Genomic DNA, 25,596 nt, shown 5'->3' on the forward strand with positions numbered 1-25,596 from the left:
ATGAACCTTTCCAATACCGAGGAGAATACCTTTCAACCCTGTATAATCCCACGTTAAGGCGGGCACCGGACAGATTCACCCCCCCCTCCCTCCCGATTTGCCCGGTGCCCCGCCTGTTCTTTTTAGAGGTGTCCTATGATCGCTCCCCTTTCTTCCGATACGCTGGCTGCGGCCGAGGTCTGCTTCGCTGTCGCCTCTCGGCTGCTGTATGTCGAGCCGGACATTTCATCGGTGGCCGAGCAGGTTGCAAGCCGTCAGTTCGCCAGCGCCCCCTTCGGCGAGGAAAGCGATGACGCGCGGCAGGGCCTTCGTTTTCTGGACGGCTGGTGTGCCGCCGCTCTGCGCGCATCTGAGGTGCCCGAGGGCGCAAGCACTGATAGTGCGGCCGCCTTCCTTGGGGAAAGCCCTGCGTTCGCCGAGGCCGTGGCTGAATTGCGTCGCGAATGGCTGCGTCTGTTCGTGGGCCTGGGCACGCCTGAGGCATCGTGCTTGGAGTCATTCTACGTGGAGCCGAACCGACACGTGTTCGGCAAGAACGTCATTGCTGTGCGCGAGGTCTACCGTCGTCACGGCCTTGAGGTCGAACGACTGCATCGGGAGCCCGACGACCATTTGGGGCTCATGCTCGGCTTCCTCTCTCGCCTGATTGCCGAGGAACGCGAGGCCTTGGATGCCGGCGAAGGTCAGCGAGCTGCCGCGTTGGCCGGCGAAGGGGACGCTTTCCTGACGGAGCATGTCCTTCCCTGGTTGGCCCCCTGGCGCTATGCTGTCGAGAGGCATGCACGTACCGGGTACTACCGTGGTGTCGGAGCGTTCGTTTTCGGCCTGATCGCTTGCTACGCCGAGCGCTTCGGCATTTGCTTCGACGGAGAGGCCCGCGCGTTTTGGCGCAGGAAGTAACGTCGGTGCCTTGAGGGGAGGTGCGTATGCTGGGGACGTTCGTGGTTCTCTACCTGTTTCTGGGCGGTTGCGGTGCCGGCACACTACTTGTGACAACCGCCTGGTCGCTCCTGTTCCACTGCACGAAATCGCGCACCTTTCGGCAGAGCCGTGCCTTTTGGGGCCTGGCGGGCAAGCTGTACCTCGCCAGCTTCGGGCTTCTGGCCCTCTCGGCATTCTGCTTGCTGGCGGACTTGGGCAGTCCCCATCGTTTCTTTTTGCTGTTCCTCCGACCGACGGTATCGCTGCTATCGGTGGGCTCGTTCGTCCTGCTGGCGTCGCTGCTCGTCTCGGCTTGCGTGGCTGCGGCCCACGTCCTCGGTTGGCCGCTGCCCTCCATGGCTCGCAAGGGGCTGGAAGTGCTCGGCGCGCTGCTGGCGGCGGTGCTCATGGTCTACACCGGCCTGTACCTGGCGTGGATGGAGGCGGTACCCCTGTGGAACAACGCGGCGCTTCCGGCGCTGCTTGCCCTCTCATCGCTTTCCTCCGGCTCGGCGATCGTGCTTCTGCTTGCGCCCTTCGGCCACGATTGGGCGCTTCTGGCCGGCTGGGTAGACGGTCTGCATCGGGTTCATCTGATAACCTTGGGACTCGAGTTCGTAGCGCTTGCCGCCTTCATCGTCCTGGCTGCAGCGAACTTGTTCGCGGGCCCGGGCCTCGCGCAGCTGATTTCGCCTGAGGGCCAAGGTTCCTGGTTCTTCGGGGGTTTCGTGCTAGGCGGCATTGTCGTGCCCTTTGGCATCGAGGCGCTGCGTCCCTTCGCGGGTCGTGTCGCACCGGTCGCAGCAGCTGAGGCCTCGTGCCTCTTCGGAGGGCTAATTCTGCGGTTCTGCCTGGTGTTGGCCGGAAGTCATTGGCTCGGGTGATACAATGCGAGCCGATATGAAACAGAAGCGCCCGGCAGGCGCCCAAGCAGGAAGGCTGCGGAGAGCCCATGGCCCTGTTCGAGATAGACGAGTCGAGCGGACTGCCCGTATGGGTGCAGCTGCGCAATCGGTTCGTTTACCTCATCAAGACCGGCTATTACCGGCCTGGCGATCAGCTGCCCAGCGTGCGCACCTTGGCCGCCGAGGCCGCCATCAACTACAACACCGTGAGCAAGGTATACGTCAACCTGGAGAGCGGCGGCTATGTCGAGTCCGTGCGCGGCCGGGGCGTTTTCGTGCGCGACATCGGCGGGAAGGCCGATGATGTGTGTTCCATTGCCGACACGGAAATAGAGGGCTGCATCCGGCGCTGCCTGGCCCTGGGAATGACCATCGATGAAGTCACGCTGTGCATGATGGATGTGGCTCATCGGTTGAAGGATGAGAGGTCCTGATCCTCGAAGAGGGGGGAGAGTTCCATGCTGAATCGTACTGAGAAGACCGAGCGCGAGGGTCGCGCCCGACGCGTTGCCGGCATCGAGAAATACAATTCCAACGTCGATCGTCGCACATCTCAGAACGGACCGCTCGTTTTCGCGGTCTTCATCGCTGTGACGGTGTTCGCCTGCGTGCTGGGTCTCGGGTTCGCACTGGGGGGAAAGCTCGATGTCTGGTGGCTTTTTGGCGCGCTGGCGGCGGCCTGGGCCGCTACCATGGCGGTGCACATCGCCATGGAGTGGGAGAAGGTGGTGGTGTTTCGCCTCGGTAAGTTCTCCCGCGTGAAGGGACCGGGACTCTACTTCACCATCCCCTTCATCGAGCAGACGGCCCTGAAGGCCGACCAGCGCATCATGGTCACCGGCTTCGGCGCCGAGGAGACGCTGACGAGCGATTTGGTGCCCATCAACGTGGATGCGGTGCTGTTCTGGATGGTGTGGGACGCGAAGAAGGCGTGCCTGGAGGTGGAGAACTACTACAACTCCGTGTCGCTGGCGGCCCAGACGGCCCTGCGCGACGCCATCGGCCGGGCCAGCGTGTCGGAGGTGGCCATCCGCCGCAACCAGCTCGACCAAGAGCTTCAGGAGGTCATCGAGGAGCGCACGAGCGTGTGGGGCATCACGGTGCTATCTGTGGAAATCCGCGACATCGTCATTCCCGCCGAGCTGCAGGAGGTCATGTCGGCCGAGGCCCAGGCCGAGCGGGAGAAGAACGCCCGCATGGTGCTGGCCGAAGTGGAGAAGGACATCTCGGCCATGCTCGTGGATGCGGCCAACGTGTATGAGGAGAACGAGCTGGCCGTGCGCTTGCGCACCATGCACCTGCTCTACGAGTCGGTGAAGGGCAGCGGCGGCACCGTGGTCATTCCCTCGGCCTACTCCGAGGGCTTCTCCGATGCGGCGCTGGACAAGGTCATCGACGGGTTGAAATCGGGGAAGTAGGGGCGGGACAGCCGGGCGCGGCTGCGTTCGGAGCACCCCGCGCTTCCTCCGCGCGCGTTATCTGAAGTACTGCTCGTGCCAGATGAGGAAGCAGTAGGCCGACCAGATCTTCTTCATGTTCGAACGCGTGCCGCGCCGGTGCTCGTCCAACAGCCCATCTAAGCGTTCGGTGCGGAAGAACTCCCGGGCCCGCTCGCTGTGGAACGCCTCGCGCACCGAGGTGGCCCAGGGCTCTTCCCGCAGCCACTGGGCAAGCGGGGTGAGAAAGCCCTTCTTGGGCATGGCGGCCGTGACGGCCGGCAGGGTGCGGGCGGCGGCGCGGCGCAGGGCCACTTTCGTCTCGCCCCGGGTTACCCGCAGGGCCGCAGGCAGCGTGCGGGCCACGGCGAACACCTCCCGATCGAGGAAGGGCACGCGCAGCTCCAGGGAGGCGGCCATGGACATCTTGTCCGCCTTCAGGAGAATGTCCTGTTGCATCCAGGTGATAATGTCGGCGGTCTGCATGGCGGAGACCTCGTCGGGGCCTGAGGCGCCGATCTCGGCGAACAAGGGGGCTGTGGCCTCCCACGGGGCCGGAGCCGCCGCCCCGCAGGCGCCCCGTTCCGCCGTGAGCAGACCGAGGGCCTCGGCCCAGGGAAAGTTGTACTCCAGGCGGATGTAGCGCTCGGAGAGGGGGCGGGCGCCCCGCATGAGGAAGCGGCGCCCTCGCACGCCGGCCGGCAGATGGGCCGCCGCGGCCCCGAGGCCGCGGCGCAGGGGCGCGGGCACGGCCATGTAGGGCTCGAAGGCGAGGCATTCCTGGTAGTAGGGATAGCCGCCGAACAGCTCGTCAGCCCCCTCGCCGGACAGCACCACCTTCACCGACTGGGCGGCATGGGCGCACAGGTGGTACAGCGGCACGGCCGAGGGGTTGGGCAAGGGCTCGTCCAGGGCGTACTGCACGGCAGGCACCGAGGCGAAGAACTCCTCGGCGCCAAGGGTGCTTCCCTCGTTGGCCAAGCCGACGGCCTGGGCGAAGGAGGCCGCCGCCCCCAGTTCCGAGAAGCGCTCGTCGCCGTAGCCGATGGAGAAGGTGCGGGCATCCATGAGCCGTGCGGCCTCGTGGGCTACCAGGCTGGAATCCACCCCGGCCGACAGGAAGCAGCCCACCTCCACGTCGGCCACGGCATGGGCGGCCACCGATTCGTGCAGCACCGCGGCGATGGCCTCGGCGCTCTCATCGAGGCTGCGACTCTCGTCGGGGGCGAAGGACGGGGAAAACCAGCGGCGGCATTCGGTGCGGCCGTCCCGCCAGCGTAGCCAGTGGCCGGCCGGCAACTTGCGCACGCCGGCGAACAGGGTCTCCTCGTCGGGCAGGTACTCCAGGCACAGGTAGTGGGGCAGCCGTCGCTCGTTCAGGCGCCGCTCCAGGCGCGGGTAGGGGAGCAGTCCCTTGATCTCGGAGCCGAACACGATGCGCCGGCCGACTTCCGCGTAGTACAAGGGCTTGATGCCGAAGGCATCCCGGGCTAAGAAGAGCTCGCCGTCGGCGGGGCGGTACAGGGCGAGGGCGAACATGCCCCGCAGCCGATCGAGCACCGCCGGCCCCCACTGCTCGAAGCCATGGAGCACCACCTCGCCGTCGCCGTTCGTGGAAAAGCGATGGCCGGCTCGGATGAGGGTTTCCCGCAATTCTCGATAGTTGTAGATCTCGCCGTTGAAGACGAGCACGAGGGATCCGTCCTCGTTGCGCAGGGGCTGATGGGCCCCCTCCAGATCGATGATGGCCAGGCGCCGGAAGCCCAGGGCCGCCCGCCCGTCGGCGAAGTAGCCCGCATCATCGGGGCCGCGGTGGGCGATGGCGTCGGCCATGGCGCGAACCACCGCCCGGTGGTCCAGGGTGCCGTCCTCTCCGGCGAATCCTACAAAGCCGCACATGGGGCTCCTTCCTGCATGGTCGTGTTGCAAATCGCGGAAAACTTGCCAAGCCATTGACCTGGTAAAACAAGAAGAATCCGCAGGTAAAATGACTAGTTGTAAAGTGGCAAGATTTCGGAGTTCTTCAACGGGCGTCCGGCGTGCTCGATGACGCGATCGGCCAACACGTCCAGGGCGTCTACCACAGGCAGCCCCGCCGCCTCGCTGCGACCGCCGAAGGCCAGCGACAGCTCGGTGCAGCCGAGCACCACGCCGTCGCAGCCCATGGCGCAAAAGGGCGCGGCCAGCCCGTCCAGGGCGGTCGGGTCAACGGGCAGTCCCGCTTTCACCTGGTCGAAGATGACCGAGCTTACGGCCCGCTGTCCCGCGCGATCGGGGTAGCGGCACGCCACGCCCGCCTCGGCGCCCGCGCGACCGTAGACGTCGGCGAGCACGGTGCCGGCTGTGGCCAGCACGCCCACCTGGCGCAGGCCCGCCGCGGCCGTTGCGGCCATGGCCTCGCGCACCATGTGGATGAGGGGGACAGAGAGGGCGCTCTGCACCTCGTCGAAGAACGAGTGGGCCGTGTTGCAGGGCAGGGCCAGAAGATCGCACCCGCAGGCGGCGAGCAGCTGCCCGTCCTCGATGAGCGCCGCTACCGGGGACCGGGAGCTCGCGCCCGTGAGGAACGCCGTGCGATCGGGGATGGCCGTGTCGTTGAAGGCCAGGGTGCGCACGTGGTCCTGGTCGCAGCGGGCGTCGGTGCGCTCGACGAGGCGCTGCAGGAAGTGGGCCGTCGCGCCCGGTCCTACCCCGCCGAGCACGCCCACCAAGTGCGCGGTCACAGGGCCGCTCCCGCACAGCAGTCCTCGGCTCCCTTGAGCGTGGTGGGCTCAGGAATGCCGGCGGAAGGCGCAGCATGCTCCTGTGCGCCGCTGCGGTCCTCGCCGGCCGCCGGCCCGTGCTCGGCACGGGCCGGGTGCGGGGTAACCCCGCACCCGAAAGAGGTCTCTCCGCTCTCTTCCCGCGCTCGCTTGGCGGCCAGGGCGCGGCGGCAGGTGCGCCACTGCTTGAGGGCAAATACCGCGGGGTACAGGCGCCGGCGCCAGCGGCGCTCTCCGTCGTAATCGAGGGGATCGGCATCGCAGCCGAGGGCGTAGAGACCCGCTACCTCGCGACGCAGAGCCGCATCCCGGATGTAGTCCATCAGGATGGGCTTCGGCACGACGGTGTACAGCGCGTCGCGCCCGCGGGCGATCTGCACCTCATCGGGGAAGGGGCGCCCTTCCACCAGGTCTTCTACGAGCAGGCGGCCCACGTTATGGCCCGCGGCCGTAACGTAGTAGTTGCTGCGGCCGAGCCGCGTGTTTATCTCGAAGAACACATGGCTGCCGTCGCGCGGGTCAACCTTGATGTCGAAGTTCGCGAAGCCGGTGTAGCCCACGGCCTCTAAAAGCCGCGTCGCCTCGGCCACGACGGTCTCGTCCACACGGCTCACGATGGCCAGGGGGTTGCCCACGCCCATGGGCCGCATGTCTTCCAAAAGCGTCTGGCCGAAGGCGGCGAAGCGTACCTTTCCCGTCTGGTCGGAATAGGTGGTGAGGATGCGCATGTGGGTGTCGTCCCCCGGGATGGTCTCCTGGATGAGGAACTTTCCCTGATAGGAGCTGCGTCGGACGGCCTCCAACGCAGTCGCGAGCTCCGTGTTGTCGCGCAGGAAGAACACCTTCTCCTTCTCAGGGAAGTCGGCATAGTGGTAGGCCGCCGAAGAGGCGGGCTTGGCCACGACGGGGAAGGGGAAGGGAAGGGCCAGGCCGGCGGGGTCGAGCTGCGGGTCGTCCGCATCCACTACGACCGTGCGGGGCGTCGGCACGCCCACCGAGGCGCACAGCTCGTAGAAGCGGTCCTTATCCGTGAGCCGGTTCAGCAGATCCTCGCCGATATAGGGGATGATGAACGATGGCTCCAGGGCCGCACGGTTCTCCACGATGGCCCGCACGTACCAGTCGCCGCAGCCGAGTAGCAGCAACGGGCGGTGATCGAAGCACTCGGCCACGTCGGCCAGGGCTGACAGCAGCACCTCGCGCCGCTCGAGATAGGGGATAGTGCGGTTCACCAGAATGGAGGAGTCGCCGCACATATGGCTGTGACTCTGGGACAGAACGAGGGATACGATGCCGTAGGCCTCGTGGAAGGCCCGGGCCAGGCTGTAGGCACCGATATCGCCTCCCAGTATCACCGGCAGCACATCGGGGGCGTCCGTCTTCTCCATGGCGCTCAACTCCTGAACTCGTATCGTTCCGTCCAGGTTCCATGGTAGGGGCCGCCCCCATTACGCTTCCCATAGCAAAAGCTGAAGAAATGGTAAGACCCCCGTAACTTTTCCTTACGATGCCGGCCCCTCCCGCGCGGACAGATTGTTTAGTCTGCGAGCATCTTCTCCAAGGCAGCGCGCTTCACGCAGCAGCAGAACACGTCCATGGCCGCATCCAGTTCCTCGAGCGGCGGCAGCGACGGGGCGATGCGGATGTTGGAATCGTTCGGGTCGTCGCCATAGGGCCAGGTAGCGCCGGCGCCAGTCATGGTCACGCCGGCCTCTTTCGCCAACGCCACGATGCGCCGAGCTGTACCTGCTGGCCCCTCGAAACTCACGAAGTAGCCGCCCCGGGGGTTCGTCCACGTAGCAATGCCGGCCTCGCCCAGCTCCTCATCGAGGCGTCGGCACACGAGCTCGAACTTCGGCCCCATAAGCGCCCCGTGGGCCGCCATGTGGGACGCGAGCCCGCGGCCCTCGTCCAGAAAGCGGGCGTGGCGCAGCTGGTTCAGCTTGTCGTGGCCGATGGCCTGGGCGTTCATGTGGCGCTTGATCTCGGCCACGTTGGCCGGGCTCGCCGCCACGGCGGCCACGCCGGCCCCGGGGAAGGTGATCTTGGAGGTGGAGCCGAACTTCAGGTAGCGCTCGGGGTTGCCCGCCGCAGCGCAGGCCGCGGCAATGTCGAGCACACGGTCCTGCTCGGCGGCTTCGGCGGAGAAATGGTGCACGGCATAGGCATTGTCCCAGAAGATGCGGAAGTCCGGCGCGGCGCAGGCCATGGAGGCCAGGCGGCGCACCACCTCGTCGGAGTAGGTGACACCCGTGGGGTTCGAGTACTTCGGCACGCACCAGATGCCCTTCACGGCATCGTCGGCACCCGCAAGGCGCTCCACCTCGTCCATGTCCGGGCCGTGCTCGTCCATGGGCACGGGGATCATCTCGATGCCCAGAGCCTCGCAGATGGTGAAGTGCCGATCGTAGCCGGGCACGGGGCACAGCCACTTCACCGCGGGCAGTTGGCCCCAGGGCGCGGAGCCCTGAGTGCCGAACAGCATGAGGCGCACCAGGGCGTCGTACATGGCTGTGAGCGAGGCATTGCCCAGCACGATGACGCTGTCGGGCTCGTCGTCCAGCAGGGTGGCCATGAGCCGCTTCGCCTCGGGAATGCCGTCGAGCACTCCGTAGTTGCGGCAGTCGGTGCCGTCCTCGGCGGTCAGATCGGCCTCGGCGTCCAGTACGTCCAGCAGAGGCAGCGACAGCTCCAACTGAGCCGCCGAGGGTTTGCCCCGGGCCATGTTGAGCGCGAGTCCCCGGGCGACCATCTCGTCGTAGCGGGCCCGCACGGCCGCGAGCTCGGTCTCCAATTCCGCCTTCGTCATGGCTGCGTAGCGCGGCATCTTCCGTCCTTTCGCCGTAAAACTGCTCGTCTGCACAAGATGGAGCCCGTCACTCCACTCCGGTAAAGTATAATCCCAACGGTAAGATTATCGGCACGGAATATGGCACTTCGCAAGAATGGCTGGCCATACGGTGTCGGTTTCGGCAGGGGGTCCGCGCGCAGATTCCGCAGCGACGAGAACAGTCCGGTGGACTGTTCTCCAAAGCGAGGACTGCCCGAGCACGGCGCCCCCTGCCGAAACCGACCCCTGGGGAGTTCCAAGCGTGTTGAAAAGGTTCTCGCAGAAGGGGGAAACATGATCGAAAGCGATATGCAAGTCGTCCTCGCCATGCTGCTGTACTTCGTGGTCGTGGTCGTCATCGGCTTCGTCTACGCGAAGCGCTCGAACTCGTCGAGCGAGGAGTACTTCCTCGGCGGTCGTGGCTTGGGCCCGTGGCTCACGGCCCTGTCGGCCGAGGCCTCGGACATGTCGGGGTGGCTCCTCATGGGCCTGCCCGGCGTGGCCTACTTCACCGGTGCGTCGGATGCCATGTGGACGGCCATCGGCCTGGCCATCGGCACCTATCTGAACTGGAAGTTCGTGGCCAAGCGCCTGCGCAAGTACTCCGAGAAGGCCGGCAACGCCATCACGGTGCCCGACTTCTTCTCCAACCGCTTCCATGACACGAAGCACATCCTCATGACCATCGCCGCGGTCATCATCCTGCTGTTCTTCACCATCTACACGGCCTCGTGCTTCGTTACCGTGGGCAAGCTGTTCGCGACGCTGTTCGGCTGGGACTACGGCGTGATGATGGTCATCGGCGCCATCATCGTGTTCCTCTACACGTTCATGGGCGGCTACTTGTCGGTGTGCACCACCGACCTCGTGCAGGGCACCCTCATGTTCCTGGCCCTGGCCACGGTCTTCATCGGCTCGGTCACCGCGGCCGGCGGCGTGGAGAACACCGTCACCTTCCTCCAGGGCATTCCCGGCTTCCTCTCCGGCACCGAGATCGCCACGCCCCTGCTCGACGAGGCCGGCAATCAGTTGATCGAAGGGGGCGCCCCGCTGTTCGGTGAGGCCGGCACCTACGGCATCATCACCATCGTGAGCGGCCTGGCCTGGGGCCTCGGCTACTTCGGCATGCCCCAGGTGCTCATCCGCTTCATGTCCATCCGCCATTCCGACGAGATCAAGAAGTCTCGCATGATCGCCATGGTCTGGCTCGTGGTCTCCCTGTCCTCGGCCGTGTGCATCGGCCTTATCGGCCGTGCGGTCATTCCCACGGAGTTCCTCACCCAGTCGGCGGCCGAATCGGTGTTCATCGTGCTGTCGAAGATGCTGTTGCCGAGCTTCTTCTGCGGTCTGGTAGTCTCGGGCATCTTCGCCGCGGCCATGAGCTCCTCGTCCAGCTACCTGCTCATCTCCGGCTCGGCGGTGGCCACCAACATCTTCAAGGGCCTCATCAAGCGCGACGCCACCGACAACCAGGTCATGATCGTGGCCCGCATCACGCTCACGGCCATCCTGCTGCTGGGCATCGCCCTGGCCATGGACCAGAACTCTTCTATCTTCGATATCGTGTCCTACGCCTGGGCCGGCTTCGGCGCCTCCTTCGGCCCGCTCATGCTGTGCTCGCTCTACTGGCGCCGCACCACGCTGCCCGGTGCCGTGGCCGGCATGCTCACCGGTGCCATCACGGTGGTGGCCTGGAAGAACCTCATCGCGCCTCTGGGCGGCTGGTTCGCCGTCTACGAGCTGCTTCCCGGCTTTTTGCTGGCGCTGCTCGTGATCGTGGTGGTCTCCAAGCTCACGAAGGAGCCGAGCAAGGAAGTCACCGACGACTTCGACACCTACATGGAGCTGGACGTGTAGCAGCGTATTCGCACCGTGCTTTACCGAGCCGCCTTCGGGCGGCTCTTTTTTCGCGCCATCCTCCCCAAACAGTTCCCCAACAAGCGACCGTGTGGCAGGACAGCGGACGATATCTGGGCTACCATGGCACCGTTACCAACGAGCAAAGGGGAACCCATGCTGAAAGCAGTTGAAATCAAACCGGACGTGTTCTGGGTGGGCGGCGTGGATTGGAACGAGCGCAACTTCCACGGCTACACCACCGAGCGCGGCAGCACCTACAACGCCTACCTCATTCTCGACGAGAAGATCACCCTCATCGACACCTGCAAGCGCCCCTTCGTGGGCGAGCTCATCGAGCGCATCGGTACCATCGTGGATCCGGCCTCCATCGACTACATCGTGTCGAACCACGTGGAGATGGACCATTCCGGCGGGCTGCCGGCCTTAGCCGAGATCGCTCCGGACGCCACCATCGTCACCGGTGCTCCAAAGGGGGTGGCGGGCCTTGCGGCCCATTACGGCGAGGGGCTGAATCTCATGGGCGTGAAGACCGGCGACACGCTGAGCATCGGCAAGCGCACCCTCACGTTCGTCCAAACCCCTATGGTGCACTGGCCCGATTCCATGGTCACCTACGACGAGTACGACCGCATCCTGTTCTCCAACGATTCCTTCGGCCAGCACTACGCCTCCTCGAAGCGCTTCGACGACGAGGTGGGGCTGCCCGAGGTGCTCGTCCAGGCCCAGAAGTACTACGCGAACATCGTGATGCCCTACGGAAAGAACGTGGAGGCGGCCTTGAAGGCCATTGCGCCCCTCACTTTCGACATGATCGCCCCGGCCCACGGCATTATCTGGCGCAGCCACGTGCCCGAGATCCTGGCCATGTACAAGAAATGGAGCACCGGCGAGCCCGAGGAGTACGCGCTCGTGGTGTACGACTCCATGTGGCACAGCACCGAGGCCATGGCCGTGGAGATCACCGAGGCCTTCGTGGAGATGGGCATTCCGGCGCGCCTGCTCGATCTGAAGGTGAACCACATCTCCGATATCATGGCTGAGGTGCTCGTCGCCCGCTACATCGCCGTGGGGTCGCCCACCCTGAACAAGACCATGATGCCCACGGTGGCGGCCTTCCTCTGCTACATGCGGGGCTTGGCCCCGGCCGGGCGCGTGGGCCTGCCCTTCGGCAGCTACGGCTGGGCGCCCATGGGTCCCAACGAGGTGTACCAGCAGCTGGAGAGCTGCAAGTTCACCCTGCCCGAGGCCCCCTTCACCCATCAGTGGGTGGAAGACGGAGAGGGCCTGAACCATCTGCACGATGCCGTCATCGATTTCGTCTCCCTGTTCCACGACAGGGCGCACTAGGGAAGGGATGCGACCGGCTTCTGTGACGCAGTTCGCCGAGGGTGTCAAGAATGCGGTAAGCAAAAAGGAACTCCCCGCGGGGAGTTCCTTTTTGCTAAGGGCCCATCGGACCTAAGAAGCTCGGGGAGCCGGCAGAGGGGAGGGAGGGAGGAACCGGCTCCCGAGCCTATCGGGGTGTGCGACTTAGGCCGGCGCCCCGGTCGGGGCGCCTCCCGGTCCGTCGCCGCCGGGACCACCGGCACCCTCGCCGTCGCCGGCCGGAGCACCGCCGCCGGGGGCGCCGGCACCCTCGCCGTCGCCGGCCGGAGCACCGCCGCCGGGGGCGCCGGCGGAACCGCCGTCGCCGCCTTCGCCCGGAGGGGGTCCTTGCATGCCCTTGTCGGACTGCTTGATGTCGGCGTTGCCGGCACCCAGGGTGCAGTAGCGGTTGAAGTCCTCGGTGGCCAGGAACTCGCCCAGGGTGTAGCCCAAGCACAGGCACATGCCGATGGACACGCCGTTCATGATGCCGTTGTAGCCCATGGGGAAGCGACCGCCCGAGGTGTTACCGCAGGCGAATAGGCCCTTGATGGGCTCGAAGCCCTGGCCCTGCACCTGCTGGCGACCGGTGACGAGCAGGCCCGAGGTGGCCACGAGCGATCCGCCGCCCACGCGCTTACCGCAGGGGTATCCGTAGAAGGGGCCTTGGCTGATGGGCCACATGGTCTCGGGGTCGCGGCCGAACTCGGTGTCCTCGCCGCTGTTGTGGGCGGCGTTCCACTTCTCCACAGCTGCCAGGGCATTGGCTTTCACGCCCTCTTCCATGCCCATGAAGTCGCACAGCTCCTCCAGGGTGTCAGCGCAGTAGAGGAATTTGCCGGAGGTGTCGTCGCCGGCCTCGCCGGTGCCCTGGACGGCGTCCATGTAGGACTGCACCTTGGCCACGGTCTCCTCGTCCCACTCCTTGGGAGCAAGATGTCCCGCCAGCTGATTGAGGAACACTTCCTTCCAGTCGGCGCCCCAGATGAGGTAGGCGCGGTCGCCGGGCTCGCGGGCCCCGGCGCAGCCGGATAGGAGCGGACCGCCGAAGGCCTCGTTGCAGTAGCGCTCGCCGTACTTGTTCAGCCACAGGCACTCGATGCCCTCCATGGGGGACAGGGGGATGAAGGCGTGGCTACCCATGTCGCCGCCGGTGGCGATCTCCACCTTGGCGCCGATGCGCATGGCCATGGCGATGCCGCTGCCATCGCGACCGGACATGGCGGCGCAGTCCTTGTACTCGCCCAGCTCGTAGTTCTCACGGCAGATGGCGTTGTACATGGCCGAGTTGCTTCCGATGTCGCCGCAGGCCAGCACCACGGCGCCGCCGTTGTACTGGTGGTATTCGCCCGTGCTGGAATCCTGGGCGATGACGCCCGTTACCTCGGTGCCGTCCTCGTTGTGCACGAGGCGCACGGCGGCCTGGCCGTAGATGAACTGGGCCCCGGCGGCCTTCGCCTTCTCCTGGGAGCGCTTGACGGCATCGGTCATGCCGACGCTGCCGCCGAACTGGCAGGTGCCCACGTAGGAGGTGAAGCCGTTCTTCTTGTAGCTGTAACCGTCAATCACGGGCCAGTTGAGGGGGATGAGCTCGTCCTTCTCCTGCTCAGTGTAGCCGTCAATGAACCAGTCGAGGGCCTCGCCGGAACGGTTCGCGAATTGGGAGATCAGCGTCGGTTGTGCACGGCCGGCGGCGTACATCTGGTACTCGTTCATGAAGTCGACGACGCTGTACTCCGGAATGCCCACACGATCGAGCTGCCAGGAAGAGTTCAGGTGGCCGATATCGTTGCCCAGGGCGCTGAAGGTGTCTTCCGGCTGCATTTCCACGACAACCACGTTCTTGCCCAGCTCGCTCGCGCGTCGGGCCACGGCGGTGCCCGCATGGCCCGCGCCGCAGACGACGATATCCGCATCGGTTACGCTGGCGATGGAGTCATCGGCGATGGCAGGCTCCTCGCCGAGCCATCCGGCACCGAGCACCTCGCCCATGGTCTTACCCTCGTTGCCCGTGGGCGCTGCCGCTCCGGTGGCCGCCATGGCCGGATCGTCGGCCGCGGCCGTTGCCGCCGCTGGTTCCTGGGGGCTGCATCCGGCGATCATGCCGGCACTGGCAGCGCCCAGGGCGATAGCCCCGGCACCGGTCAGGAAGTTGCGGCGGCTAAGCGGAATGCGCCCGCGCCGATCGGCGATGTCGCCGTTGCGATGGTTCGTCATACCCCATCCCCTTTCCTTCGGTTCTCTCATTGCTTTCTCGTGGCCGCCTCGGGACGGCCTGGGGCAACTATGTCCCGTCCTCGGCCCCCGATCCATACCGATAGGGAGGTGAAAAGAGGGGAAAACGCCTCACCACGAGAAGGTGAATTCACTGTTTTCCCTGATGGAGACCGCGGGGCATTTTCGGTGCCGACGGCACGGCCGACGTATAATATCGATGGGAAACAGTCCGTGGAAACGGGAGGGGAGTGGGTCGTGGTAGATGAGAGGGCTGGCGACGTCTCTGGGGACGCGGAAGTTGGGGAGCGTAGAATTGAAGGGGGAGACGGCCCGCGATCCGTTGGCGTTCCGAATGCCTCGTCGGTTCGAGAGCCCTTTCTCTCCGTCTCCCTCTGCGGTGCCAAGGGGCGCATGCTCCTCGGCTTCGCGGCCTTCGTCTCCTGGACCAATCTGCTCATGTGCTTCGAGGGGCTTCTGCGCGACAGTGTTATCTATGGCGGTGGGGTGGTGCACGATCCCTTTCTCGTGGGAGCCTGCGTTGCGGCCGCCCTGCTACTCGTCGCCGCTGCGCTTTGGCGCCCGGGTCTGCGGGAAGGGAAGGAGCCCCGTCCCTTCCGTTCTCCCCATAGGTTTCTCGCTGCCGTTGCCGTCTTGGGAGCGGTGTGCGCCGCGGCCGCCGTGGTGGTAAGCGTCGTAGCCGTTTCCAACGGCCCCCACCTGTGGTTCTTGGCGACGCTTCTCGGCGTGGGTGCCGGATGCTTCATCGCCTGCTTCACCCTGGCATGGGGTTCGGCTATCTCCGCTTTCGATATGCGCGACATCTTGTTCGTGCTCTGCGCGGCGCTTTGCTTGCAGTGGGCGCCCTTTGTGCCGGTGGTCTTTTTCGGGCCTGCGGCCAAGGCCGTCCTCGCCGGAGCGCTGCCGCTGCTATCGTGGGCGTGCCTGCGGGGTTTGGGCAATGGGGGTGCCGAAGAGGGTCTGCCGCGGGTTGCCGCCGCCGCGGCCGGCAAGGGGCCCGAACATCGAGATGGAGTCCTTCCGCGCTTGTGCGGGGCGCTGTTCTGCTTTGCGTTTACCATCGAGTTCGTCTGGACCTGTAACGTGGTGATGGCCGCCGAGCCGCTCGACGAGAGTTTGTTCTGGCTCGTGTATGTCTGCGTGCTGGGTGCGGCAGCGCTCGTCATGGGCGTGATCTTGGGGTTCATGGAGCACTGGCGGACCTATCGCATGGAGCTGTTCTACCGGGCGGCCTTCGCCCTGGCTGTGGTGGGGTCGGTGGCGCTGCCCCTGTCCTACCACCACCTGTTCTTCTCCTATGCTGTCGTCTATGTGGCCTACGCGCTCATCTCCACCACCATGTGGATGCTCGCGTGGGCGGTGATGTTCATGCGGAAATTGGCGCCTCGTCGGGTTATCGGATACGTGTTCGGCCTCCAGTTCCTCGCGTTGCCCTGCGGATTTGCCGCTGCCAAGTCTATGCAGTGGTATGCCGTGTCCCATACAGGCGCAGACCTGTTGCCTTATGTGGGGTTCGCCGCCGTTGCGGTGCTGGTGGTCGCCTATGTGTTCCTCTTGCCCGAGCGCGTGCTGCTGTTGCTCTCGCCGCGCCTTCTGAAGCTATCCCACGAGTCCCTCGATGACCGCTGTCGCGATGCGGCCGCCGCCTTCGGTCTCACCGAGCGGGAGACCGAGATATTCATGCTGCTGGCGCGCGGGCGCGATGTGGGCTATATCGAGAAGACGCTCTTCATCTCCCGCAACACGGTGAACACCCATCGCAAGAACCTCTATCGCAAACTGGGCATCCACACGCAGCAGGAACTGCTCTCTCTCATCGAGGACAATTTGGGGTAGGCCCACGGTTCCGTTGGGGGGCTCCATCGCTCGGCAGAACCACGGGAGGGGGTGGCTGGCCGACTGGTGGCGACGGAGGTGCGTCTTGTCGTTCCCGAATGCCCGAGCAGGCAAGGCCATTCGCCTGTTGGGGTCGTCCGGATGCCTCGACCACCTGCACGATGCCGTGGTCGATTTCGTCTCCCTATTCCACGACAAGGCGCACTCGGGAAGGGATGCGACCGGCTTCTGCGCAGCAGTTCACCGCATCACGCACAAGAGAGGGCTCCCCGCGGGGAGCCCTCTCTGACTTCAGCGTATGTTTGTCGTGCCTAGTAGCGCACGTACACCATGCCGGAGTGGACGCCGGAGACCTTCACCACATCGCCGGAGCGGGGGGCGTGGATCATCTGACCGTCGCCGATGTAGACGCCGCAGTGGTGGCTGTTCACGCAGATGTCGCCCGGCTTCGGGTTCGACACGTGGGGCCAGCCCATGAAGGTGCCGGTGGTGCCCAGGCGGGTGTGGCTGCCGGAGAGGCAGTAGCTCACGAGGCCGGAGCAGTCATAGGAGCTCGGGCCCACGGCACCCCAGGCGTAGGGCTTACCCAGCTCGCCGTAGGCGCGATCCACCACGGTGTTGCCGGAGACGGACTGCGGGCGATTGTTGTTGGAGCTGGAACCGCCGCCACCGCCGCTGGAGCCGCCACCGTTGTCGTCATCGTCGTCGCTGCCACCGCCGTTGTTGCCGGAGTTGGAATTCTGCTGCTCGCGGCGGGCGGCCTCCTCGGCCTCGGCTTGGCGACGGGCCTCCTCCTCGGCAGCCTGGGCGGCAGCGCGAGCGGCGGCCTCGCGGGCCTCCTCCTCCTGGCGCAGCAGCTCGGCGGCCTCGGCGGACAGGGAGTTGTAGGTCTCGGCCATCTGGTCCACCAGGACCTCGGCCTCGGCCTGCACGGCCTCGGCCTCCTTGGCCTTCTGGTCAGCGACATCGCGCTGCTCGGCGTAGACGGCCTTCTCGGACTCCACCTCGGCGCGCAGCGTCTTGGTCTCTTCCACCATGTCCGCATCGTTCTGGTTCATGTCGTTGAGCAGGTCCCAGTTCGAGGCGAAGGCCTGGAACGTGGTGGCGCCCAGCAGCAGATCGAGGAACGTGGACGATCCGGAGCGGTACATGGACCGGGCGCGGTTGCCCAGGTGGTCCTGCAGCTCGCTGATGCGGGAGGAAGCGGTGTCGATGCGACCCTGAGCCTCGTCCATACGGGCCTGGGCGTTATCGCGCTCGGTGCAGGCGTCGAAGTAGGCATCGGAGGCCCGATCGAGCTTCTCCTGCATGGCGTTGAGTTTCTCAAGAGCAGCGTTCGCCTCGGCCTGCTTCTCAGCGGCCGTGACGGCGAGAGCCGGAGTGGGGGTCAGCGTCGGCAGGCACAGGGAAATGCCGAAGACAGCGGCGCCGCCGACAAAGGCACGTCTGCTAAAAGGGCGTGTATGCTCACTCATATAGTGTGACCTCCTGGGGAGCATCTGGTGCGTTCAGTGCAAACTAGTTCGTGTATCATAGCACGCCACGGCCATCTTCACGTCCCTTCCAGAAGGGATTCACAATAGGGAAATCCCCTGAAGGCGCCCCCGCGGGTCTCGATGGTCGTTTCTACCATATATATAGTAAGACGAGGGGGGGGACGGGATTTTGGGGAGGAATGATGGAGACACGCCCGGGGGCGTGTAAACGGTTGACACGTTCGTTGCCGTAGCGTATTATTCCGTTCGCTCGCTTGTTCCGGCGACGGATGCAAACGAGCGGCAGCTTGAAAAGTACACATGAATTCAGCGCCGAAATGGGCGTGTGCCCGAGTGGTTAAAGGGGACGGGCTGTAAACCCGTTGGTTATGCCTACCTAGGTTCGAATCCTAGCGCGCCCACCATTTCGCCTGCGTAGCTCAGTCGGTAGAGCACTTCGTTGGTAACGAAGAGGTCACCGGTTCAAGTCCGGTCGCAGGCTCCACCTGGCGGTGTAGCTCAGTTGGTCAGAGCACACGGTTCATACCCGTGGCGTCACTGGTTCAAATCCAGTCACCGCTACCATTAGATTTACCGCGCCCTCCGGGCGCGTTTATTTTGTTGAAATCGAATCGCCACCACCCTTGAAGGAGGATGAAACATGGCTAAGGAGAAGTTCGAGCGTTCCAAGCCGCATGTTAACATCGGTACCATCGGTCACGTCGACCATGGCAAGACGACGCTCACCGCTGCCATCTCCAAGACCCTGTCTGACAATGATGGCTCCCACGGCACCGCTAATGCCGACTTCACCGCCTTCGACATGATCGACAAGGCCCCCGAGGAGCGCGAGCGCGGCATCACCATCTCCATTGCTCACATTGAGTACGAGACCGATACCCGTCACTACGCTCACGTGGACTGCCCCGGTCACGCCGACTACGTGAAGAACATGATCACCGGTGCTGCTCAGATGGACGGCGCTATCCTGGTCATCGCTGCCACCGACGGCCCCATGGCCCAGACTCGCGAGCACATCCTGCTCGCCCGTCAGGTCGGCGTGCCCTACATCGTGGTCTTCCTGAACAAGTGCGATATGGTCGACGACGAGGAGCTCATCGAGCTCGTCGAGATGGAAGTGCGCGAGCTGCTCGACTCCTACGAGTTCCCGGGCGACGACACCCCCATCATCCGCGGTTCTGCTCTGAAGGCCCTCGAGGGCGACAAGGAGTGGCAGGAGAAGGTTTGGGAGCTCATGGATGCCGTGGACTCCTACATCCCCACCCCCGAGCGCGACGTCGACAAGCCGTTCCTGATGGCTGTCGAGGACACCATGACCATCACCGGCCGCGGCACTGTTGCCACTGGTCGTGTGGAGCGCGGCGTTCTGCACGTGAACGACCCGCTGGAGATCGTCGGTATCAAGGAGACCCAGAACACGGTCTGCACCGGTATCGAGATGTTCCGCAAGCTGCTGGACGAGGCTCAGGCCGGCGACAACATCGGCTGCCTGCTCCGCGGCATCAAGCGCGAGGAGATCGTGCGCGGCCAGGTTCTCTGCAAGCCCGGTAGCGTGACCCCGCACACTGAGTTCGAGGGCCAGGTCTACATCCTGACCAAGGAAGAGGGCGGCCGTCACACCCCGTTCTTCGATGGCTATCGTCCGCAGTTCTACTTCCGCACCACCGACGTGACCGGCGTGGCTCACCTGCCCGAGGGCACCGAGATGGTTATGCCTGGCGACAACGTGACGATCAAGGGCGAGCTCATTCACCCCATCGCCATGGAGGAAGGCCTCAAGTTCGCTATCCGCGAGGGTGGCCGCACCGTTGGCTCCGGCCGCGTGACCAAGATCTTCAAGTAAGCTCGCTTATCTGAAGTTTGTTTGCAGGGCCTGCTCTTCACCGAGCGGGCCCTGCTTCCCCCGCGCTTCATGTGTATAATCCAATCTGCATTTTGGTTTTATAGGTAAAAGGAGAATTCATGCGTACTCTGGTCACCCTGGCCTGCACCGAGTGCAAGCGCCGTAACTACACGACCAAGAAGAACAAGCAGAACAATCCTGACCGCATCGAGTTCAAGAAGTACTGCAAGTGGTGCAACAAGCACACCCTGCACAAGGAAACCCGATAAGAGGTTAGGTTCTGAAACAGGCATAGGCCAGTAGCTCCAATTGGTAGAGCGGCGGTCTCCAAAACCGCATGTTGGGGGTTCGAGTCCCTCCTGGCCTGCCAGCTTGTTTACGTGAGCAGCCTAGAGGCTGCTTTTTTGGCGATTAGAGAAAAGATTATTTCCGTAAGGAACCCCATGGCTAAGAAATCAAAGACACAGAAGGCAAAGGCTTCCGCTGCTCGCCAGCAGCGCAAGATCGAGCGTGAGCTCGAGGCCGCCAACCTTCAGCCGGCCAAGGCCGAGGAGGCAGCTCCCGAGAAGAAGGGGCTGTTCAAGAAGAGCCCCGATGCCTCTGCGTCCTCCGATAGCGGCAAGCCCGCAAAGAAGGCCGAGGAGAAGCCGAAGAAGAAGCGCTTCCAGTTCCTTCGCGATGTGAAGGCCGAGATGAAGCGCGTCACCTGGCCGACTCGCACCGACGTCCTGCGTTGGAGCGGCGTGGTCGTGGTGGCCCTGCTGTTCTTCGGTATCTTCGTGGCGATTCTCGACAACGCGATCATCACGCCGTTGCTCGTGCTGATCTCCGGCATCTCTCTGGGATAGGAGCTAGAACCAATGGCTAAGAAGTGGTACGTGCTGCACACCTATTCCGGTTACGAGAACAAGGTGAAGAGCAACCTGGAGCAGCGTATCGAGGTCATGGGCCTCGAGAACAACGTCTTCGGCATTGAGATCCCCACCGAGATGGTCACCGAGATCAAAGAGGGCGGCCGTCGCGTCGAGAGCGAGAAGAAGGTGTTCCCGGGCTACGTGCTCGTGCGCATGGAGCTCGACGATCGCAGCTGGGCTGCGGTGCGCAACACTCCCGGCGTCACCGGCTTCGTGGGCAGCCAGGGCAACCCCCAGGCGCTCACCCGTGAGGAGTACAACAAGATCATGAAGCGCACGAGCCGCGAGGCTCCGAAGAAGACCTCCTCCAACCTGGAGGTCGGCCAGTCGGTGAAGGTCACCCACGGCCCCCTTGCCGAGTTCGACGGCACGGTGTCCGAGGTTATGCCCGAGGCCGGCAAGGTCAAGGTCATGGTCTCCATCTTCGGTCGCGAAACCCCCGTCGAGCTGTCGTTCGACCAGGTGGCCAAGATTTAATTGTGCAAGCACTTTGACTTGAGGGGTTGTGCCCGCGTGGACCGGGGCTTCTCACGAACCTCGAGTTTATAGTGATAGAGAAGTAGTAGTCGATTCATCTGAAAGGTAGTCACAGATGGCTGACAAGAAAGTCACCGGATTTGTAAAGCTGCAAATCCCCGCCGGTGCCGCTAACCCGGCTCCCCCGGTTGGTCCCGCCCTTGGCGCCCAGGGCGTCAACATCATGCAGTTCTGCCAGGCGTTCAACGCCCAGACGCAGGACCAGGCCGGCACCATCATCCCCGTTGAGATCACCGTCTACGAGGACAAGTCCTTCACCTTCGTGTGCAAGACCCCTCCGGCGGCCGTGCTCATCAAGGAGAAGCTCGGCATCAAGAGCGGCGCCGCCATTCCGCAGATTCAGGTGGCCGGCACCCTCACCGAGGACCAGCTCCGCGAGATCGCCGAGATCAAGATGCCCGACCTGAACGCCAACACCATTGAGGCCGCCATGGAGATCGTGGCCGGCACCGCCCGCTCCATGGGCGTGCGCATCGAGGGCCGCGAGATGAAGAAGAAGTACGTGCCCAGCCGCAAGGTGGCCGCGATGCTTCAGGGCAAGGCCGTCGACTAGTTTGTAAGCAGGGCTTGCCTCTGTGCAAGCTGAACCAGTGGAAGGGCTAGAAGCGCCCGCCATTACCACGAAAGGAATTGCAATGAGCAAGAAGTCCAAGAAGTACGTTGCCGCTGAGGCGCAGATTCCGGCCGAGCCGGTGTCCCCGCTGGCGGCCATGGAGCTGCTGAAGGAGATCTCCACGGCCAACTTCGACGAGACCGTGACCGGCGACTTCCGCCTGGGCATTGATACCCGTCAGGCCGACCAGCAGCTGCGCGGCACCGTGAGCCTGCCCAACGGCTCCGGCAAGACCGTGCGCGTGGCCGTGTTCGCCGAGGGCGCTGCCGCCCAGGCCGCCGAGGAGGCGGGCGCCGACATCGTGGGCACCGACATCCTCATGGAGCAGATCCAGGCCGGCGAGTTCAACTTCGACGCCGCCGTGGCTACCCCGGATCAGATGGGCAAGGTCGGCCGTCTCGGCAAGATCCTCGGCCCCCGCGGCCTCATGCCGAACCCGAAGCTGGGCACCGTCACCAACGACGTGGCCAAGGCCATCAACGAGCTGAAGGGCGGCCGCGTGGAGTACCGCGCCGACCGTTACGGCATCGCCCACGTCATCCTCGGCAAGGTGTCCTTCACCGCCGAGCAGTTGGCCGAGAACTACGGCGCCGTCTACGACGAGATCCTGCGCATGAAGCCGGCCGCGGCCAAGGGCAAGTACGTGAAGTCCGTCACCGTCTCGGGCACCATGACCCCGGGCGTGGCCGTGGACTCCTCCGTGACCCGCGCCTACACCCAGGCTGCCGAGTAGCCGACACGCTTCTCTATCAGTAAGAAGAGCCCCGCGACTGTTCCGGTCGCGGGGCTCTTTTGCGTTTCGGGATGGGGGAGGGGCCTGAGGGCGCGGTCGCTCCCTTCTGTGCGGCCCTTATTCGCCGAAGAAGTCGTGGGAGATGCGCTCGTAGAAGGTGGCACCGCCGGCGCGCAGGAGCGTGACCGGATAGGGGGCGCACTGCACGTAGAGCTTCTCGAGGGAGTGCTCGAAGGGGACGATCTCGCCGTCGACGAACAGGGTGGCGTCGCGGTAGTCCTCGGTGTCGTCGAAGGTGACCTCGATGACGTCGCTGGCATCGGTGACGATGGCCCGGGAATGGAGGGTGTGGGGGGCCAGGGGCACAGCCACCATGCCGGTGAAGCGGGGCGAGACGAGGGGGCCGCCGGCCGAGAGGGCGTAGGCGGTGGAACCGGTGGCCGTGGAGACGACGAGGCCGTCCCCGCGCATGCGGGCGACGTGGATGCCGGAGATATCGAGGGACAGCTCGATGATGCGGCCGAGGGCGCCGCGGGTGATGGCCACCTCGTTCAAGGCGATGAAGTGGCGGATGCCGGCCATGCCGCGCAGGTTCACGCCGAACTTGTCCGGCGGCATCATGGTGCCCCCGATGGAGACCGCGTCGGGATCGATGGAGGCGGCATAGGCCTCTTCGCTGATTTCCTGGGGCGCCAAGAGGCCCCCGTCGCCGTCGCCGTAGGGGTCGGCCTCGCCCTCGCAGACCACGCGCACGGCCAAGAGGCTGCGGCGCTCGGCCACCAGTTCCCCGGCCAGGGCCTCGGCCACGAGGGGCACAAGGCCGCCGTCTTCGGCGTTGGCGAGAAAGCCCAGGCGGCCGAAGTTCACGGGCAGGATGGGCACCTGGCGGTCGTTCAGGAGGTGCACCGTGTGGAGCACCGTGCCGTCGCCGCCGAGCACGATGGCCATGTCGAGGTTCTCGGGTAACTGGGCGCGGATGGCGGCGCGGCCCTGGTCGTTGCCGAGGGAGGCGGAATCGGCCACGAGGGCCCGCACGCCCTGCTCGCCCAGGTAGGCGGTCAGCAGCAGCGAGGCGTCCACGGCCTGCGGATTGGAGTTATTGCGCACAACAAGTATCTGCATAGGGCTTCACTTTCCCAACTTTGCTATGATTGTCGATTATACCCGATGGTTCCCTAAGGCGCGTTCATGCCAGATAAGCTCCAACGAGCACGACACATCAAGTCCCGCCCGGTCTCCGCCTCCGCAGGGGCCTCTGCGCCCGTGGCGCGGTCCCGCCGCAACGGCGGGGCTGCGGAAGCCGCGCGGCCCGGGGCCGGGGCCGACGGGGCCGTGGGGCCCGCGACGGATGCGCGCAGGGCCGCAGCTCGGAACGACGCCCCGGAGGCGGGCGCGCCCGCAGCGCCCCTGCCCAATACCAACAATCCCCGTTGGCTGAAAGAGGCCCGTGAGCTGCCGGCCCGCGGCCGCCATCGCGGCTCCGACAAGACGCTCGTGAACCCGCCGACCGATCCCGGGGCCACGGGGCTCATTCCCGTGGTGGGGGCCCATGCCGGGCTCGACCGTACCATTCCCTCGGCGGTGATGGAACAGTCCATCCGCCAGCAGGAGGTGCTGGCCGTCGAGGAGGCGGCCGCCCCCGGCGCCCTGGCCGCCGAGACCGCCGTGCCCGACGAGATGGCCCGAGCCGAATCGGTGGGGGCCAGCGCGGCCCTCATCTCCATCTGCGTCATCGTCTCCCGCATCACCGGCTTCGCCCGCACCTGGGCCATGGCCTTCGCGCTGGGCTCCACCTTCGTGTCCAGTTCCTACCAGGTGGCCAACAACCTGCCGAACATGCTCTACGAGCTGGTCATGGGCGGCATGCTCATCACGGCGTTTCTGCCGGTGTACCTGTCGGTGAAAAAGCAGCTCGGCCACGAGCGGGGCAACGCCTACGCCTCGAATTTGCTCACCATCGTGGTGGCCCTGCTCGCCGTAGTGTCGGTGCTCTGCATCGTCTTCGCCGGGCAGGTCATCTACACCCAGAGCTTCTACTCGAACCAGGACGAGATGGCGCTCGCTACCTTCTTCTTCCAGTTCTTCGCCGTGCAGGTGGTGTTCTATGGGGCCTCTTCCATCGTGTCGGGGCTGCTGAACGCCAACCGGGAGTACTTCTGGTCGTCGTTCGCCCCGGTGTTCAACAACGTCATCGTCATCGCCTCGTTCATCCTGTACGCAGTGCTGGCCTCCCATGACCAGAACCTGGCCTACTTCGCCATTGCCATCGGCAACCCGCTTGGCGTGTTCGTGCAGATGGCCTTCCAGATTCCCGCCCTTAGGAAGGTGGGCATTCGCCTGCGCCCGCGCATCGACCTGCACGACCCGGCTTTGGTGGACACGCTGCGCCTGGGGGCGCCGGCCATCTTCGTGACCGTGTGCTCCTTTGCCACGGTATCGGCCCAGAACGCCGCCTCCTATGTGTTCGCCGACAACGGTCCGTCGGTCATCGCCTACGCGCGGCTGTGGTTCACCTTCCCGTACTCGTTTCTGGCGGTGCCGGTGACCACCACGCTGTTTACTGAGTTGTCGGAGATGCAGGCCGATGGGAACGTGCGGGGCGTGGTGGCCGGCATCATCGACGGCACGCGGCAGATCCTGTTCCTCATGGTGCCCATGGCGCTGTACCTCATGGTGTTCGCCACGCCGCTCGTGACCCTGTACCATATCGGCGCCTTCACCGAGGACGCCATCGCCCAGATTGCCCACTATCTGGCGGTCATGGCCGTGGCCCTGCCGTTCTACGGGGTGAACGCCTACCTGAACAAGATATTCAGCTCCATCCGGCGCATGGGCGTGTTTTCGGTCATCAATTTCGTCGCCGTGGCGGCCCAGGTGGCCGTGACCGTGGGGGCCGCGGCGGCCTACCAGGCCGGCTACGCCGTCACCCTGGAGGCCATTGCCGCATCGACCATCGTGTCCTACGTGATCGGCGACGGAGTGGCCTTCATCTATCTGCGCTGGCACTACGGCCCCATGGGCCTGGGGGGCGTGGTGCGCTCGCTGCTGCTGGCCGTGGCCCTCGGCGGGGCCGGGGCGGCCGTGGGCTATGGGGTGCTCGTAGGGCTGTCGCTGGGCTTCGGCCCGCTGAACGGCAGTGTGGGGCAGGCCTTTGCCTATATCGTCGTCGGCGGCGTGGCGGCCCTGGCCGTGACTTACGGTCCTGCGGTGCACTGGAACTGGCCCGAGGCATCGTTCATTGCCGGAGCCGTGCGCAAGGTCGCCCGGAGGCTGCGGCGCTAGGAGCAGCAGGGCGCGATGACCCGAAACC

The 25,596-nt window shown here is 65.0% G+C and carries 21 protein-coding genes and 4 tRNA genes; 18 read left to right on the forward strand and 7 right to left on the reverse strand.

Annotated features, from left to right (window positions below; translation table 11 throughout):
* The first annotated feature begins 135 nt into the window (after nt 1-135).
* The 4 genes from ACTOXK_RS07395 (at nt 136) to ACTOXK_RS07410 (ending at nt 3,244) form a co-directional block, all read left to right on the forward strand.
* On the forward strand, nt 136-900 hold the full coding sequence (locus tag ACTOXK_RS07395) for a TorD/DmsD family molecular chaperone (protein ID WP_135970817.1): 765 nt from the start codon (nt 136-138) through the stop codon (nt 898-900).
* 26 nt (nt 901-926) lie between these two features.
* Nucleotides 927-1,805: an NrfD/PsrC family molybdoenzyme membrane anchor subunit gene (nrfD, locus tag ACTOXK_RS07400; protein WP_369872893.1), complete on the forward strand. Its 879-nt coding sequence runs from the start codon at nt 927-929 to the stop codon at nt 1,803-1,805.
* 68 nt (nt 1,806-1,873) lie between these two features.
* Nucleotides 1,874-2,260 (forward strand): GntR family transcriptional regulator, encoded by a 387-nt coding sequence (locus ACTOXK_RS07405; protein WP_289636325.1) that lies wholly within the window; start codon nt 1,874-1,876, stop codon nt 2,258-2,260.
* Nucleotides 2,261-2,284: 24 nt separating this feature from the next.
* Complete coding sequence (locus ACTOXK_RS07410; RefSeq protein WP_289636327.1) at nt 2,285-3,244, forward strand: slipin family protein; 960 nt, start codon at nt 2,285-2,287, stop codon at nt 3,242-3,244.
* A 57-nt stretch (nt 3,245-3,301) separates the two neighbouring features.
* On the opposite strand, the gene asnB is transcribed toward ACTOXK_RS07410, so the two are convergent.
* The 4 genes from asnB to ACTOXK_RS07430 form a co-directional block, all read right to left on the reverse strand.
* On the reverse strand, nt 3,302-5,161 hold the full coding sequence (gene asnB / locus ACTOXK_RS07415) for an asparagine synthase (glutamine-hydrolyzing) (protein ID WP_482278483.1): 1,860 nt from the start codon (nt 5,159-5,161) through the stop codon (nt 3,302-3,304).
* Between the two features lie 92 nt (nt 5,162-5,253).
* Nucleotides 5,254-5,985 carry a cysteate racemase gene (cuyB, locus tag ACTOXK_RS07420; protein ID WP_482278484.1) on the reverse strand — a complete coding sequence of 244 codons (732 nt, stop codon included), beginning with the start codon at nt 5,983-5,985 and terminating at the stop codon, nt 5,254-5,256.
* Entirely contained in the window at nt 5,982-7,412 is a 1,431-nt protein-coding gene (locus ACTOXK_RS07425) for a carboxylate--amine ligase (RefSeq protein ID WP_482278485.1), read from the reverse strand. Before ACTOXK_RS07425 ends, cuyB begins: the two co-directional genes overlap by 4 nt.
* A gap of 149 nt (nt 7,413-7,561) precedes the next feature.
* Nucleotides 7,562-8,851 carry an aspartate aminotransferase type Ic gene (locus ACTOXK_RS07430; protein WP_482278486.1) on the reverse strand — a complete coding sequence of 430 codons (1,290 nt, stop codon included), beginning with the start codon at nt 8,849-8,851 and terminating at the stop codon, nt 7,562-7,564.
* Between the two features lie 297 nt (nt 8,852-9,148).
* Here ACTOXK_RS07430 and putP point away from each other — a divergent pair, with 297 nt between their 5' ends.
* Entirely contained in the window at nt 9,149-10,711 is a 1,563-nt protein-coding gene (gene putP, locus ACTOXK_RS07435; RefSeq protein ID WP_482278412.1) for a sodium/proline symporter PutP, read from the forward strand.
* Between the two features lie 156 nt (nt 10,712-10,867).
* The gene (locus ACTOXK_RS07440; protein WP_482278413.1) at nt 10,868-12,061 is read left to right on the forward strand and encodes an FprA family A-type flavoprotein; all 1,194 of its coding nucleotides are present in this window, start codon (nt 10,868-10,870) and stop codon (nt 12,059-12,061) included.
* Between the two features lie 183 nt (nt 12,062-12,244).
* Here ACTOXK_RS07440 and ACTOXK_RS07445 read toward each other — a convergent pair whose 3' ends face one another.
* Entirely contained in the window at nt 12,245-14,296 is a 2,052-nt protein-coding gene (locus ACTOXK_RS07445) for an FAD-binding protein (protein ID WP_482278414.1), read from the reverse strand.
* A gap of 411 nt (nt 14,297-14,707) precedes the next feature.
* Here ACTOXK_RS07445 and ACTOXK_RS07450 point away from each other — a divergent pair, with 411 nt between their 5' ends.
* Nucleotides 14,708-16,150 (forward strand): helix-turn-helix transcriptional regulator, encoded by a 1,443-nt coding sequence (locus tag ACTOXK_RS07450; protein ID WP_482278415.1) that lies wholly within the window; start codon nt 14,708-14,710, stop codon nt 16,148-16,150.
* Between the two features lie 311 nt (nt 16,151-16,461).
* Here ACTOXK_RS07450 and ACTOXK_RS07455 read toward each other — a convergent pair whose 3' ends face one another.
* Nucleotides 16,462-17,625, reverse strand: coding sequence for a coiled-coil domain-containing protein (locus ACTOXK_RS07455; RefSeq protein WP_482278416.1), 1,164 nt, complete (start codon nt 17,623-17,625; stop codon nt 16,462-16,464).
* Between the two features lie 340 nt (nt 17,626-17,965).
* On the opposite strand from ACTOXK_RS07455, the gene ACTOXK_RS07460 reads away from it, so the two are divergent.
* From ACTOXK_RS07460 to rplA, 10 genes are all read left to right on the forward strand, one after another.
* Nucleotides 17,966-18,050: transfer RNA gene (locus ACTOXK_RS07460), tRNA-Tyr, on the forward strand.
* A 4-nt stretch (nt 18,051-18,054) separates the two neighbouring features.
* Nucleotides 18,055-18,130: transfer RNA gene (locus ACTOXK_RS07465), tRNA-Thr, on the forward strand.
* 3 nt (nt 18,131-18,133) lie between these two features.
* A tRNA-Met gene (locus tag ACTOXK_RS07470) sits at nt 18,134-18,210 on the forward strand.
* Between the two features lie 76 nt (nt 18,211-18,286).
* Nucleotides 18,287-19,489: an elongation factor Tu gene (gene tuf, locus ACTOXK_RS07475; RefSeq protein ID WP_482278417.1), complete on the forward strand. Its 1,203-nt coding sequence runs from the start codon at nt 18,287-18,289 to the stop codon at nt 19,487-19,489.
* Nucleotides 19,490-19,608: 119 nt separating this feature from the next.
* The gene (gene rpmG, locus ACTOXK_RS07480) at nt 19,609-19,758 is read left to right on the forward strand and encodes a 50S ribosomal protein L33 (protein ID WP_016309183.1); all 150 of its coding nucleotides are present in this window, start codon (nt 19,609-19,611) and stop codon (nt 19,756-19,758) included.
* A 24-nt stretch (nt 19,759-19,782) separates the two neighbouring features.
* A tRNA-Trp gene (locus ACTOXK_RS07485) sits at nt 19,783-19,859 on the forward strand.
* 73 nt (nt 19,860-19,932) lie between these two features.
* Nucleotides 19,933-20,337, forward strand: coding sequence for a preprotein translocase subunit SecE (secE, locus tag ACTOXK_RS07490; RefSeq protein WP_482278418.1), 405 nt, complete (start codon nt 19,933-19,935; stop codon nt 20,335-20,337).
* A gap of 12 nt (nt 20,338-20,349) precedes the next feature.
* A complete protein-coding gene (gene nusG / locus ACTOXK_RS07495) occupies nt 20,350-20,880 on the forward strand; it encodes a transcription termination/antitermination protein NusG (protein WP_135970660.1) in 531 nt (176 codons plus the stop codon).
* Nucleotides 20,881-20,995: 115 nt separating this feature from the next.
* Complete coding sequence (gene rplK / locus ACTOXK_RS07500; RefSeq protein WP_326437330.1) at nt 20,996-21,493, forward strand: 50S ribosomal protein L11; 498 nt, start codon at nt 20,996-20,998, stop codon at nt 21,491-21,493.
* 82 nt (nt 21,494-21,575) lie between these two features.
* Nucleotides 21,576-22,286, forward strand: coding sequence for a 50S ribosomal protein L1 (rplA, locus tag ACTOXK_RS07505; protein WP_482278419.1), 711 nt, complete (start codon nt 21,576-21,578; stop codon nt 22,284-22,286).
* 117 nt (nt 22,287-22,403) lie between these two features.
* Here rplA and ACTOXK_RS07510 read toward each other — a convergent pair whose 3' ends face one another.
* Nucleotides 22,404-23,408: an NAD(+)/NADH kinase gene (locus ACTOXK_RS07510; RefSeq protein WP_482278420.1), complete on the reverse strand. Its 1,005-nt coding sequence runs from the start codon at nt 23,406-23,408 to the stop codon at nt 22,404-22,406.
* A gap of 66 nt (nt 23,409-23,474) precedes the next feature.
* On the opposite strand from ACTOXK_RS07510, the gene murJ reads away from it, so the two are divergent.
* Entirely contained in the window at nt 23,475-25,568 is a 2,094-nt protein-coding gene (gene murJ, locus ACTOXK_RS07515) for a murein biosynthesis integral membrane protein MurJ (RefSeq protein ID WP_482278421.1), read from the forward strand.
* The last annotated feature ends 28 nt before the right edge of the window (nt 25,569-25,596 follow it).

The sequence above is a fragment of the Adlercreutzia sp. genome, from assembly GCF_056795635.1.